This window comes from Actinoplanes hulinensis (assembly GCF_019429605.1).
Taxonomy (GTDB): domain Bacteria; phylum Actinomycetota; class Actinomycetes; order Mycobacteriales; family Micromonosporaceae; genus Actinoplanes; species Actinoplanes campanulatus.
The window spans coordinates 553,159-566,002 of record NZ_JAHXZI010000002.1; the positions used below are offsets into that span (position 1 = coordinate 553,159).

The following is a 12,844-nucleotide window of genomic DNA, read 5'->3' on the forward strand; positions in this document are numbered from 1 at the left end:
ATGACTGTGAACAGGGGCGACGCTCACCCGTACCGGTTTCCCCAAGATGTTGAGGAGATCATGCGCCGGGCCGGTTGGTATCCCGGCCGGTCGGTCGATGTCGATCGGTGGCGTCCGGGGCCGGGGTCGGAGATCTCGATGCACCCGGCGGCCGAGCGGTTCCTGTCCGAATTCGGAGGGCTCACGGTCGAGGTGGCTGGTCCAGACCCAGGGCCCGGAGGGCGTGAGGCGTTCGAGTTCGATCCGACAGACGCTTTGGGGGACGAGGGACGGTTCGCCGACTGGGGGACGGACATCGGCCGATCGCTGTTCCCGGTGGGCTCCATCAAGCAGGAGATGTTTCATCTGGCGATTGACGAGGAGTCGGTCGTTTACCTGGTGAGCAGCTGGCTCGCAACCTACGGGCCGGCACCGCGCGCCGTGGGACGACTGGTCCTGGGCCATCGGCCTCGGACGATCAGGTCGGAGGGCTGACAGCAAGGTTCACGATGTGCCGGCGCGGTTCCCTTGGGGAGCCGCGCCGGTGCCCGATCACCGCGTCGAGAACGGGCTCGGCAGCTTAGGTGTGAGTTGTTACAAGGTGTTGGCGTTGTGCTACCTGACACACTCCCGAAATCTGGACCGTGCTGGCCGAGAATCGCTGGGCGTGAGAGGCTAGCCGACATGACCGCTGCAGTTGACCGCCGCTTCGTGGCCCGCCGCCACGTCGACTACGGCCGTGTCCGCAGCGCCATGTGTCCGGCTTCCTGACGACGCCCGATTTCCATTTCCGGGCGCTCGACCGCCGGGCCCAACTCCTGACACAGATGTCACGAGCCTCCCACGGGCCGTGAGCGGCACAGCGCGCCCACGAAACCCGGAGGAACGCCGAGATGGCGCCCAGCAACACTCCCGCTGCAAGGCCGACCGCCCGCCCCCGCAAGGCGCGCGGCGAGGGTCAGTGGGCGCTCGGACACCGCGAGCCGCTCAACCCCAACGAGCGCAGCAAGAAGGACGACAATCCGCTCAACGTGCGGGCCCGGATCGAGAACATCTACGCCCACGGCGGGTTCTCCTCGATCGACCCGGCCGACCTGCGCGGCCGGTTCCGCTGGTGGGGTCTCTACACCCAGCGGCGCGCCGGGATCGACGGCGGCCGCACCGCGGTGCTGGAGCCGGAGGAGCTCGAGGACGAGTACTTCATGCTTCGCGTGCGGATCGACGGCGGCGCGCTGAATCTCGAGCAGCTGCGCGTCATCGGTGGCATCGCCACCGAGTTCGCCCGGGACTCCGCCGACATCACCGACCGGCAGAACATCCAGATGCACTGGATCCGGGTCGAGGACATGCCGGAGATCTGGCGCCGGCTCGAGGCGGTCGGCCTTCAGACCACCGAGGCCTGCGGTGACTGCCCCCGCGTCGTGCTGGGCAGCCCGGTCGCCGGTGTCTCGGCCGACGAGGTGATCGACGCCACCCCGGCGATCGACGAGATCGTCGAGCGGTACGTCGGCGACCCGCGCTACTCGAATCTGCCGCGCAAGTTCAAGTCGGTCATCTCCTGGCTGCCCGACGGTCCCTACCAGGCGAACGACATCGCCTTCGTCGGTGTGCACCACCCCGACCACGGCCCCGGCTTCGACCTCTGGGTCGGCGGCGGCCTGTCCACCAACCCGCGCCTGGCCGAGCGGCTCGGCGTCTGGGTGCCGCTGGCCGAGGTCCCGGACGTCTGGGAGGGCGTCGTCGGGATCTTCCGGGACTACGGCTACCGCCGCCTGCGGCACCGCGCCCGGCTCAAGTTCCTGCTCGCCGACTGGGGCGTGGCGAAGTTCCGCGAGGTCCTGGAGAAGGAGTACATGGGCCGTGCGCTGATCGACGGCCCGGCTCCGGAGCTGCCGGAGAAGCCGCTCGATCACATCGGCGTGCACAAGCAGATCGACGGGCGGAACTACATCGGCGCGGCCCCGGTGGTCGGCCGGTCGTCCGGCACCCAGCTGACCAGGCTCGCGGACCTCGTCGAGAAGCACGGGTCGGAGCGGGTGCGGCTCACGGCGTACCAGAAGCTCCTGGTCCTGGACATCGCCGACGACCAGGTGGAGCCGATCATCGAAGGTCTCCGCGGCATCGGGCTGGAGGCCCGTCCGTCGGCCTTCCGCCGCGGCACCATGGCCTGCACCGGCATCGAGTACTGCAAGCTCGCCATCGTCGAGACCAAGGCACGCGGTGAGGAGCTGGTGGCCCGGCTCGAGGACCGGCTCAAGGGCTTCGACGCCGAGCTGTCGATCCACATCAACGGCTGCCCCAACGCGTGCGCCCGCACCCAGGTCGCCGACATCGGCCTCAAGGGCCAGCTCGTCCTGAACTCGCACGGCGAGCAGGTCGAGGGCTTCCAGATCCACCTGGGCGGCGCGCTGGGCATGGCCAAGGGCGAGACCGCCGGGTTCGGCCGCAAGGTTCGTGGTCTCAAGGCCACCGCCGAGGAGCTTCCGGAGTACGTGGAACGCGTCGCCCGGCACTACCTGGACGGCCGTGACCAGGGCGAGACCTTCGCCAACTGGGTGATGCGGGCCGACGAGGAGCTCCTGAAGTGAGCGATGCCAGATCTGCCCCGCTGTACTGCCCCTACTGCGGTGAGGAGGACCTCCGCCCCAACGAGTCCTCGCACGGCGCCTGGGAGTGCCACTCCTGCGCCCGTGTGTTCTCGGTCAAGTTCATCGGCCTCTTGTCCAAGGGAGTGAGTTCGTCATGAGTCTCCTCAACGCCTCCGGTCTTGGTCTGGTCAACCTCGGCGCGCCCGCGGTCAGCGCGGACTCCGAGCGCCGGAAACCCGAGGAACTGAAGGCCCTCGCGCTGGAGGCCGCCGAGATGCTCGAGGGCCGGCCCGCCGAGGAGATCGCCAAGTGGGCGACCGACACCTTCGGCGCGAGGTTCTGCGTCACCAGCTCGATGGCGGACGCCGTGGTGGCGCACCTCTTCTCCCGGGTGTCGCCCGGCGTGGACGTGGTCTTCCTGGACACCGGCCTGCACTTCCCGGAGACGCTGAAGGTCCGGGACACGGTCGTCCGGACGATGAACGTCAACGTCCGCTCGATCCGCCCGCGCCTCACCGTCGGCCAGCAGGACGGCGAGTACGGTCCCCGGCTGTTCGCCCGCAGCCCCGACGAGTGCTGCTTCCTGCGCAAGGTGGAGCCGCTGGAGCGGGCCCTCGCCGAGTACGACTCCTGGGCCACCGGCCTGCGCCGGGACGAGTCGCCGACCCGGGCCAACACGCCGGTCGTCGCGTTCGACGCCAAGAAGGGCAAGGTGAAGGTCAACCCGATCGCCGCCTGGACCCAGGCCGACGTGGACGCCTACATCAGCCGGTGGAACGTGCCGGTCAACGAGCTGTTCAAGAAGGGCTACGGCTCGATCGGCTGCTGGCCGTGCACCCGGCGGACCAAGGCCGGCGAGGACCCGCGCGCGGGCCGCTGGGCGATGTTCGAGAAGACCGAATGCGGACTGCACGTCTGACCTCCCCGTACCGGCCGGCCGTGGTCCTGGTGGCCCACGGCAGCCGGGACCCCCGGGCCGCGGTGTCGACCGAGGCGCTGGCCCGGGCGGTGCGGCGGGCCCGCCCCGACTGGACCGTCCGGGCTTCGTACCTGGACCACGACGGGCCCCGCCCGCTGGACGTGCTGGCCGCTCTGCCCGGCCGGCGCGTGGCCCTGGTGCCGCTGCTGCTCACCGCCGCCTACCACGGCCGGGTGGACCTGCCCGCGGTGATCCGGGAGGCGGAGCCGCTCCCGCTCACGGTGACCGCCACCGACGTGCTCGGCCCGGCGTCCCCGCTCCTGCTGGCCGCTCTGGAGCGGCGACTCCCGGGAAATGATCTGGACGCCGTCGTGCTGGCCGCTGCGGGCACGAGAGACGACGCCGCACGCGAGACGGTGGCCGAGGCGGCCGCCGCCCTGGGGCGGCGTCTGGGGCTGCCGTCCGCGGTTTCCTACGCCTCCGGGCCCGGCGCGCGCTCCGGCGAGGCGGTGGCCCGGCTGCGGGCGGCCGGCGCCCGGCGGGTCGGGGTGGCCGCCTACTTCCTGGCGCCCGGGCTTCTCTACGACACCGCCGTACGGGGGGCCGTCGAGGCCGGTGCGGTCACCGCCGCCGAGCCGCTGGGCGACGCCCCGGAGCTGGTCCGGCTGATCGGCGCACGGGCCGAGGCGGTCCTGAACGAGCCGCTGCCCGTCGCGGCCTGAGGGTCGCGGCCGAGGCGAGTCGGCCGGCTCTCAGCGCTGTTTCGGGCGACCTGAGACATTCCTGAGAGCCGGCCGGAGTGATCATTACTCTGCGCGACTGCCACTCTGCGTTCGGCGACGGCCTTGATGTGATTGGCGTCCCGATCCCGATCGTCCATTGCGGAGTGTGTGTGACTCGCAACGCAATGCGTCATGGACGGAATTTCGAGATCATTTCGGCGGGGCCGGGGAAACGTACCGTGATCAAATTAGCGCGCATTGGAGTTGTTGGCTGTGAAGAACCTGAAACAGCAAGACGCCCCGGTGCCGTACGGCCCGGGGCGCAAATGCTGTGTGGGGGATTGATTCAGGCGGTGGGGGCGCTGATCCGAAGACCACCACGACGCTTGACGGCGCGCCGCTCGTCCTCGCTCATCCCGCCCCATACGCCGGCGTCCTGACCGGACTCGAGTGCCCACGAGAGGCATTCCTCGGTCACCGGGCACCGGCGGCACACGGCCTTGGCCTGCTCGACCTGCAGGAGCGCCGGACCACTCGTCCCGATCGGGAAGAACAGCTCAGGGTCCTCGTCGCGGCAGATCGCATCGTGACGCCAGTCCATGGCGGCAAACTCCTTGTTTCGGATGGGGTAATGAAAACAGTGCTGTTTACCTATATGCGAGCGCAGTGATGGCGACGGCTTGTGCCCGTACGCTCACCGATGCGTCAGCAAGCTTTGGTGTTTGGTGCTGTTTGCGCTTCCGGATTAAGGAACGCGCACAACCGGCAACCGGTTACTTCTTATCGCTTGTGAATGCTTTCACGAACTCACGCGATGTCAAGGGTAGCGCTGGAAGTTTCTCCCGGCGGGTGAGCTGGCTCACGCGCCCATATGTCCGGTTCCGCCGCTGTCGCCAGAGCCGGTTGACGAACGCTCCCATCAATGTAGTACGGTCCCGGCCATCTCGCAGACCTTTTGCCCGCGCCTCTGTAACGGATCGTGAGCACGTGGCGAGACACGTACCCCGTCGTCAGCAGATCACACGCAGAGCCGAGGGGACGGACACGAAGTGCACCTTCTGTCGTTCCCCCAGGTAGTCACCGTCCAGCTGGAAAGGCTGTGGCCGGGACGCCACCACGGTGAACTCCGCGATGTCATGCAGACGCAACACCTGTTTACCGCGTGGATCCCCGCTGCGCCACGCGAGTTGTGTCACGGTCCGCGCCCCGGCCGCGATCGTGAGGCGGCGCAGGGCCGTCACGTCCAGACCCAAATCGAACGAGGCGTCCGGATTCAGATGGACCGGACGGTCACCGACGTACGTCCACGGGGCGGTGTTCTGCACGATCACCGTGGCCAGCCCGGTGTCCGGCGTCTCATCCGGGCGCTCCAGGGTCAGCGGCGGATCCCGACGGTCCAGGCCGGTGAAGAACTGGCCGAACGTCGCGCGCATGTAGAGGGCCGGCGTCGACGTACGGCCCCGCAGCCGGGACTGCTCCACCCGGCGGATGGTCGCCGCGTCCCAACCCAGCCCGGCCGTGAAGCAGAAATAGCGGTCGTCGGCGCGGCCCAATCCGATCACCCGGTGCCGGCCGTCCCGCAGCCCGTCCAGGATCACGCTCGTCCCGTCCGCCCAGTCACGGGGCATGCCCAGCGCCCGGGCGAAGACGTTCGTGGAACCACCCGGGACCACGGCCAGCGCCGGCAGCCGGTCCGCCGGGGTCGCGGAGAGACCGTCGAGCGCGGCCGGGGCGGACAGCAGACCGTTCACCGCCTCGTTCACGGTGCCGTCCCCGCCGAGCGTCACCACCAGGTCGATCCCGCTCTCGGCGGCGTCCCGGGCCAGCCTCGTTGCATGACCGCGCCGCTCCGTGTAGGACACCGTGAGGTCCACCGCGCTGCGCAACGCCCGGACCAGCACGTCGCGGGCCCGTTCGCTGGTCGTCGTCGCCCGGGGGTTGACCACCAGCAACGCTCGCATGCGCGGCACCTTACCCGGCGGAACCCCCGGAAGCTGTCGGTATGGTGCAGCGGTGACCGGTGAGAAGCCCGTGAGTGCCGACGCAGCCGCCCTCGACTGGGGGGTCCGCCTGCTCTACCTGCAGTGCGCCGGGCTCGTGGCGCTCACCGCGTACCTGATCGTCCTTGATCTGACCAGCGACGACTTCGACGTCGCGATCGCCGTCTCGCTCACCGTGATGTCCGCGCTGGCCGCACTCGCCGTCTTCGCGGTGGCCCGCGCCCTCGGCCGGCGCTCCGCCCGGGCCCGCGGCCCGGCGATCGTGGTGCAGCTGTTCCTTCTCGCCACCGGCGGCTTCCTGCTCCAGATCGGCCCGCGGTGGGCCGGCGCCGGGCTGCTCGCCCTGGCCGCGCTGACCGCATCGCTGATCCTTCTTCCACCCAGTAGCCGAGCGTTGGGCGTCGATTAGCCGGTCTTCCTGTGCCGATCAGGGCCTAACCTGGACGGGTGACCGGCTCAACGGTGCGCCCACCCGCCTACCAGCAGCTCGCCGACGAGCTACGCGCGGAGATCACGTCCGGCCGCCTCCAACCCGGCGAGCGGCTACCACCCGAACCCGAGTTGTGCGTCAAGATCGGCGTCAGCCGGAGCACGGTGCGTGAGGCCCTCCGCCTTCTCGCCAGTCAGCACCTCATCGTCACGACGCGAGGTGTCACCGGCGGCAGCTTCGTCGCGCACCCCGACGCCGGCCAGCTCGCCGACGGCCTCTCCACCGGCTTCGCGCTGCTCGCCCACTCCGCCGACGTCGGCCTCGCCGACCTGCTCGAGCTGCGCCATGCCCTGGAGGTCCCGGCCGCCGGCCTGGCCGCCGTCCGCCGCGCCGACAACCACCTCACCGAGCTGCGGGGCGCCCTCTTCGACCCGGCGATCGACGACTTCGACACCATGATGGCGGCGCACCCCGCCTTCCACCGGGCGATGGCCAAGGCCACCGGCAACCCGCTCTTCGAGCTGGTCAGCCTCCCGCTGTACGAGGCCACCTACGGCGAGGAGGTGACCGCCGGCCTCCCCGCGGACTACTGGCACCGCATCGACGCCGATCACCGCGCGATCCTCGACTGCGTGGTCGCCCGCGATGCCGACGGCGCGACCCGGACGGCGGCCACCCACCTCGAATTCATCGCCGAAACCGTCCGCTGACCAGGCCTTCCTCGGCCGGGCGGTTCCTTGCGGTGAGAGGGCGCGCTTCCGGCCTGACGTCCCTTTCAAACCCCTTTCCGGTACGGGCTGCGCCGCCCCCCGCCGAATCCTGGTAGTCCCGTCGGTTCACGCGAGCGACTGCCACCCCAGCCTGTGCCGCGCCCGCCGGGCTCAGATCGGTGGTCACGCGGGCCCAGCGGATTGCCGCCCACCGCCAGGTGCGGCCGGTCACGGCAGCCGTCTTCGCCGCCGACGGCGGCCACTCCGAGCCGAAGGCCGCGCACCCCGGTCCGGCACGCGGATCATCGGCGGGCCGGCCAGGCACTCGGGTCGCCCGCTCCCGCGTGTCTCCCCGCCTTCGCCGCGAGATTCGGCCGGTCACCGCCGGCCGTTCAAGCTAGCTCCAACCATGGATGTAGATCTTGAGTAATCGTCGCCGGACGGTGCGATCTTGAGCGATCGTGGCCATCCGGGCGCATCCGATGACCCAAGGTCTTCCAGCAGAAATAGATCATGCGCGATGGTCTACCGCCGGACGGCAACCAGGAATCAAGATCGCCCCAACAGCTCCAATCGACCAAGATCGCCGGCGAGTCGGGATGACGCCGCAGCCATCCGGATGCGCGACGTGACATCGCGGCCACCCACAACCGGGAAACAGGCTCTATAGCGTCACGCGGTGTCTTTCGTGTGCCGCCATTCGCTCGGTCGTGTGCGTTGCGTGAGCGGCGCTGCCGGCGGAGGGCGGGTCTGCGGGACCACCGATCTGAGCCCGGCGATCGCTGCACGGGCTTGACCCGGCAGACGGTCGCGGGGTGCCACGGGACGGCCGGGATTCGGCGGGGGCGGCGCACCCCGTACCGAAGAAGGGGTTTTAGAACTCGGTGCGGCGGGTCAGGAGGCGGATGGTGGCCTGGCGGCCGTTGGCCTCGGCGGCGGCGCTCGTGGTCAGGGCCGTGAGGACCTTCCACGCGAAGGACGACTCGGAGGGCAGGCGGGCGCCGCGGACGGTGGCGACGGTGACCTCGACCGTGAGGGCGTCGTCGGTGACCGTGAAGCGGCACTCGAGCTCGGCGCCGCGGGTGGCGATGGCCAGCAGCATGGCGCACGCCTCGTCGACGGCGATGCGCAGGTCCTCGATCTCGTCGAGGGCGAAGTGCAGACGGGCCGCCAGGCCGGCGGTGGCCGTCCGGAGGACGCTGAGATAGCCGCCGTCGGCGGGCACCGTCAGTAGTACGACGTCATCTCCGACGACCGGCTCCGTGTCGATCAGCTGAGTCACCCGAGGCCTCCTCCCGATGGAGAGACTCTAGCGGCCGCGGGACGCTGCGGGAGCACCCGGTGACCGCCAGTTCCGATGTGTGGGTGATATGGCCTGGAAAACGGGGGAGTGAGACGCCGATGGCCGGCTCGCACGGGGCGGGCCGGCCGTCGGCACAGGCGCGGATCAGGCCTGCTTGGTCTCCCAGAAGATCTTGGAGATCTCCTCGATCTTGCCGAGCAGCTGCTCGGCGATCGCCGGGTCCACCGAGCCCTTGGCGCCGGCGGCGCCCGCGAGCTTGGTGGCCTCGTTGAAGAGCTGGTGCAGGTTCGGGTACTTCTCGAAGTGCGGGGCCTTGAAGTAGTCCGTCCACAGGACCCAGAGGTGGTGCTTGACCAACTCGGCCCGCTGCTCCTTGATGAGGATGGCCCGGGTGCGGAACTCGGGGTCGGTGTTCCCCTGGTACTTCTCGGCGATCGCCTTGATCGACTCGGCCTCGATCCGGGCCTGGGCCGGGTCGTAGACGCCGCACGGCAGGTCGCAGTGCGCGCTGGCCACGGTGCGCGGGGTGAGGAAACGCGGAAGTCGCATCAGGACTCCTCCATAGAGTTTGCGATGATCCGAGGTTGACCCTACCCCTTACAGCCCGGACGTAACGCGACGGAGGCTTGATGCGTTGAGATGGCAATTACCACTGTTCGCGGTGCTTGTGAACGGGCCCTCGATGGCTCCGACTCTGCGGTCCGGAGATGCCCTGATCGTGCGCCGGGGGGCAGATCATGTAAGGGCCGGGGACATCGTCGTCGGCGAGTTCCGTTCCCGGCCGGGTCTGCTGGTCGTGAAACGGGCCGTGGAAAAGCGCGACGGCGGGTGGTGGCTGGTCGGTGACAATCAGTTCGTGGAGGACGATTCCCGTGCTCACGGCGTCGCCGATGTCATCGGGCGTGTGATATTTCGCTACTACCCGAGACCCTTCCGGTTAAGTTAGTGTCCTCTAATCCCCAGCGCACACCCGTGCTGCGGACGGTTTACCGGGTGATCCCCGCATGCACCGCCGCCTGGCGCATACTCGCGACCAGGACCCGCTGGTGCCACGTATCAATGTCGATGCAGTGTGGAGTTTCACCGTGTCTTTCTTCAGTTTCGAACTCGATCCCGCCCTCGCCGCCGATCCCGTCTTCGACCTGCACCGCCGGGGCAAGATGACGATGAGCGCGACCATTCCGCTGGCCAGCCGTGACGACCTTTCGCTGGCCTACACGCCGGGTGTCGCCCGGGTGTGCGAGGCGATCGCCGAGGACGAGTCGCTCTACTCCGACTACACCTGGACGTCGAACACGGTCGCCGTGGTCACCGACGGATCCGCCGTCCTGGGTCTCGGCAACATCGGTCCCAAGGCCGCCATGCCGGTCATGGAGGGCAAGTCGGTCCTGTTCAAGCAGTTCGGCGGCGTCGACTCCATCCCGATCGTGCTGGACACGCAGGACGTCGAGGGCATCATCGCCACGGTCAAGGCGATGGCGCCGTCGTTCGGCGGGATCAACCTCGAGGACATCAGCGCGCCGCGCTGCTTCGAGATCGAGCGCCGCCTCGACGCCGAGCTGGACATCCCGGTCTTCCACGACGACCAGCACGGCACCGCGGTCGTCACGCTGGCCGCCCTGCGTAACGCCGCGAAGCTGCTCGGCCGCTCCTTCGGTGACCTGCGCGTCGTCGTGAGCGGGGCCGGCGCGGCCGGTGTCGCGATCACGAACACCCTGATGGCGGCCGGTGTCCAGGGCGCCAACATGATCGTCGTCGACTCGCGCGGCATCATCCACGCCGAGCGCGGCGACCTGAACGGGATGAAGGCGGAGCTGGCCGCCGTCACGAACGTCTCCGGGCGTACCGGGGGGATCGCGGAGGCGCTGATCGGCGCCGACGTGCTCGTCGGCGTCTCCGGCGGCAACATCCCGGAGGAGGCGCTGACCGGCATGGCGCCGGGCGCGATCATCTTCGCGCTGGCCAACCCGACGCCGGAGGTTCCGCCGGCGATCGCGCACAGGTTCGCGGCGATCGTCGCGACCGGCCGCAGCGACTTCCCGAACCAGATCAACAACGTGCTGGCCTTCCCCGGCATCTTCCGGGGCGCGCTGGACGTCCGGGCCACCACGATCACCGACCGGATGAAGGTGGCGGCGGCCGACGCGATCGCCGCCATCGTCGCCGACGACCTCCGCCCGGAGGCGATCGTGCCGTCGCCGCTCGACCCGCGGGTCGCCCCGGCGGTCGCCGCCGCCGTCGCCGCGGCCGCGATCGAGGACGGGGTCGCCCGCCGGACCGCCACGCCGGCTCCGGCCCAGGCGCGGCAGAGCGTTTAGTCGAAGGTGTTCAGGGGATCACGCTTCTGTGGTCCCCTGAATCAGCCCTAAGGTCGGGTCATGCGAGCTGCTTACGCCTCCGCCCTGCACCCCGACGCGCCGCTCGACGGCCTGACCGTGGGTGACCTGCCGTTCTCCGTCCCGGACGGCTGGGTGCCCGTCGACGTACGGGCATCCTCGCTCAACCACCACGACATCTGGTCCCTGCGCGGGGTCGGCCTGCCCGCCGACCGGCTGCCGATGATCCTCGGCTGTGACGCGGCCGGGGTGGACCCGGACGGCAACGAGGTCGTGGTCTACCCGGTGGTCGAGGACAAGGCCGATCCACGGGGCTTCTCGCTCTTCTCCGAGCGGCACCCGGGCACGCTGGCCGAGCGTCTCGCCGCGCCCCGGGAGAACCTGATCCCACTGCCGGCCGGGGTGTCCTTCGCCGAGGCCGCCTGTCTGCCGACCGCCTGGCTCACCGCCTACCACATGCTGTTCACCCGGGGCCGGGTCGCCGAGGCCGGCTCGGTGCTGGTCCAGGGCGCGGGCGGCGGCGTGTCCACGGCGGCCGTGGCGCTCGCCGCGGGCCTCGGCAAGCGGGTGTACGTGACCAGCCGCGACGCCGCCAAGCGGGAGCGGATCGCCGAGCTGGGCGCCACCGCGGTGGAGTCCGGCGCCCGGCTGCCGGAGCGCGTCGACGTGGTGATCGAGTCGGTCGGCGCGCCCACCTTCGAGCACTCGATGAAGTGCTCCGCCCCCGGCGCCCGGATCGTGGTGTGCGGGGCGACCGCCGGCCACCTGGCCCAGGTCGATCTGCGCCGGGTCTTCGCCATGCAGCTGGAGATCCTGGGCAGCAGCATGGGCACCCCGGACGAGCTGGCCGCCCTGCTCGAACTGGTGGCGTCCGGCCGGGCCCGCCCGGTGATCGACTCGACCTTCGCGTTCGACGCGGTCGGCGAGGCGTTCGCCCGCCTCGCCGCCGGTGACGTCTTCGGAAAGGTCGTCGTCGCCTTCTAGAAGGTGCTGGTCAGGCCGGCCACGCCGGTCGACGACGCGTTCTGCGGCAGCTTCTGCTTGGCGGCCTCGTCGCCGTCCAGGGTCCAGTGCCAGAAATCCGTGGTGGTGGCGGCCACCACGGCCGGCTGGTCCCGGTGCGGCAGGTGGGTGCCCTGCGGAAGCTCCAGGAAGCCCTTGGGCCAGCTCACCTCGTTGTACGCGCCGTACGCCTGCTCGTAGGTCACCGTTTCGTCGAGCTTGCCCTGGACGAACAGCAGCGGCGACGGTGTGCCGGAGAACGGGGCGGGCTGCGGCATCTGCCGGCCGGCGATCAGCACCCCGGCCTTGAGCCGCTCGTCCCGGCTGCCGCTGAACAGGCCGATCGTGGTGATCGCGCCGGCCGAGTGTCCGGCCGCCGCGATCCGGTTGGCGTCGATCCGGCCGGGCAGCGCCTTCAGCACCTCGGTGATCACGAACTGGGCGTCGGCGGGCTGGTTGACGATGTCGTCGGCGTTGTACTCGGGCGCCTGGTGCCAGGTGTGCGGGTACTTCGGGGCGGCCACCACGAAACCGGCGGTCTGCCAGGCGGTCAGCAGCTCGGCGTAGTCGTCGGGCTGCGAGGTCAGGCCGTGGCTGAAATAGATCAGCGGGCGGGCTCCACCGGCGGCGGGCAGCCACACCTTGGTCGGCAGGGCACGGTCGCCGCCGCGGTTGAAGTCGAACTCGGTCGTACCGGCAGGGGTGGTGGTCTTCTCCGGGACGGGTTCCTCTTCTTTCTGAGGAGCGGAGGTGCAGGCGGCCAGACCGGCCGTGGCGACAAGGGCGAGGAGGGAACGGCGCAACACGCCGACCATTGTGCCGTCAGAAGATCAGAGTTCCCTGGTAGCGGACATC

The 12,844-nt window shown here is 69.9% G+C and carries 14 protein-coding genes; 9 read left to right on the top strand and 5 right to left on the bottom strand.

The window, feature by feature from the left end:
- The 4 genes from KZ829_RS06220 (at position 1) to KZ829_RS06235 (ending at position 4,208) form a co-directional block, all read left to right on the top strand.
- The gene (locus KZ829_RS06220) at positions 1-474 is read left to right on the top strand and encodes an SUKH-3 domain-containing protein (RefSeq protein WP_220142841.1); all 474 of its coding nucleotides are present in this window, start codon (positions 1-3) and stop codon (positions 472-474) included.
- A gap of 398 nt (positions 475-872) precedes the next feature.
- Positions 873-2,567: a nitrite/sulfite reductase gene (locus KZ829_RS06225; RefSeq protein WP_220142842.1), complete on the top strand. Its 1,695-nt coding sequence runs from the start codon at positions 873-875 to the stop codon at positions 2,565-2,567.
- A 154-nt stretch (positions 2,568-2,721) separates the two neighbouring features.
- The gene (locus KZ829_RS06230; RefSeq protein WP_220142843.1) at positions 2,722-3,486 is read left to right on the top strand and encodes a phosphoadenylyl-sulfate reductase; all 765 of its coding nucleotides are present in this window, start codon (positions 2,722-2,724) and stop codon (positions 3,484-3,486) included.
- On the top strand, positions 3,468-4,208 hold the full coding sequence (locus tag KZ829_RS06235; protein WP_220142844.1) for a sirohydrochlorin chelatase: 741 nt from the start codon (positions 3,468-3,470) through the stop codon (positions 4,206-4,208). The genes KZ829_RS06230 and KZ829_RS06235 overlap by 19 nt, the downstream gene beginning before the upstream one ends.
- A 346-nt stretch (positions 4,209-4,554) precedes the next feature.
- Here the strand turns inward: KZ829_RS06235 and KZ829_RS06240 are convergent, their stop codons facing one another.
- Complete coding sequence (locus tag KZ829_RS06240; protein ID WP_183216939.1) at positions 4,555-4,809, bottom strand: WhiB family transcriptional regulator; 255 nt, start codon at positions 4,807-4,809, stop codon at positions 4,555-4,557.
- A 409-nt stretch (positions 4,810-5,218) separates the two neighbouring features.
- Positions 5,219-6,169, bottom strand: a complete 951-nt coding sequence (locus tag KZ829_RS06245) for a diacylglycerol/lipid kinase family protein (protein WP_220142845.1) — start codon at positions 6,167-6,169, stop codon at positions 5,219-5,221.
- A gap of 70 nt (positions 6,170-6,239) precedes the next feature.
- Between KZ829_RS06245 and KZ829_RS06250 the strand changes: the two genes are divergently transcribed.
- Together KZ829_RS06250 and KZ829_RS44410 are read left to right on the top strand one after the other, a co-directional pair.
- Complete coding sequence (locus tag KZ829_RS06250) at positions 6,240-6,617, top strand: hypothetical protein (protein WP_220142846.1); 378 nt, start codon at positions 6,240-6,242, stop codon at positions 6,615-6,617.
- A 38-nt stretch (positions 6,618-6,655) separates the two neighbouring features.
- Positions 6,656-7,348 carry a FadR/GntR family transcriptional regulator gene (locus tag KZ829_RS44410; protein ID WP_220142847.1) on the top strand — a complete coding sequence of 231 codons (693 nt, stop codon included), beginning with the start codon at positions 6,656-6,658 and terminating at the stop codon, positions 7,346-7,348.
- A gap of 874 nt (positions 7,349-8,222) precedes the next feature.
- Here the strand turns inward: KZ829_RS44410 and KZ829_RS06260 are convergent.
- Together KZ829_RS06260 and sodN are read right to left on the bottom strand one after the other, a co-directional pair.
- Positions 8,223-8,630 (bottom strand): ATP-binding protein, encoded by a 408-nt coding sequence (locus KZ829_RS06260; RefSeq protein ID WP_220142848.1) that lies wholly within the window; start codon positions 8,628-8,630, stop codon positions 8,223-8,225.
- A gap of 165 nt (positions 8,631-8,795) precedes the next feature.
- On the bottom strand, positions 8,796-9,200 hold the full coding sequence (gene sodN / locus KZ829_RS06265) for a superoxide dismutase, Ni (RefSeq protein WP_183216932.1): 405 nt from the start codon (positions 9,198-9,200) through the stop codon (positions 8,796-8,798).
- Between the two features lie 85 nt (positions 9,201-9,285).
- Between sodN and KZ829_RS06270 the strand changes: the two genes are divergently transcribed.
- From KZ829_RS06270 to KZ829_RS06280, 3 genes are all read left to right on the top strand, one after another.
- Positions 9,286-9,597 (top strand): S24/S26 family peptidase, encoded by a 312-nt coding sequence (locus KZ829_RS06270; RefSeq protein ID WP_220142849.1) that lies wholly within the window; start codon positions 9,286-9,288, stop codon positions 9,595-9,597.
- 214 nt (positions 9,598-9,811) lie between these two features.
- A complete protein-coding gene (locus KZ829_RS06275) occupies positions 9,812-10,969 on the top strand; it encodes an NAD(P)-dependent malic enzyme (RefSeq protein WP_220142907.1) in 1,158 nt (385 codons plus the stop codon).
- A gap of 60 nt (positions 10,970-11,029) precedes the next feature.
- Positions 11,030-11,971, top strand: coding sequence for a zinc-binding dehydrogenase (locus tag KZ829_RS06280; protein WP_220142850.1), 942 nt, complete (start codon positions 11,030-11,032; stop codon positions 11,969-11,971).
- Here the strand turns inward: KZ829_RS06280 and KZ829_RS06285 are convergent.
- On the bottom strand, positions 11,968-12,795 hold the full coding sequence (locus KZ829_RS06285; RefSeq protein ID WP_308285359.1) for an alpha/beta hydrolase family protein: 828 nt from the start codon (positions 12,793-12,795) through the stop codon (positions 11,968-11,970). The genes KZ829_RS06280 and KZ829_RS06285 overlap by 4 nt on opposite strands.
- Positions 12,796-12,844: the final 49 nt, after the last annotated feature.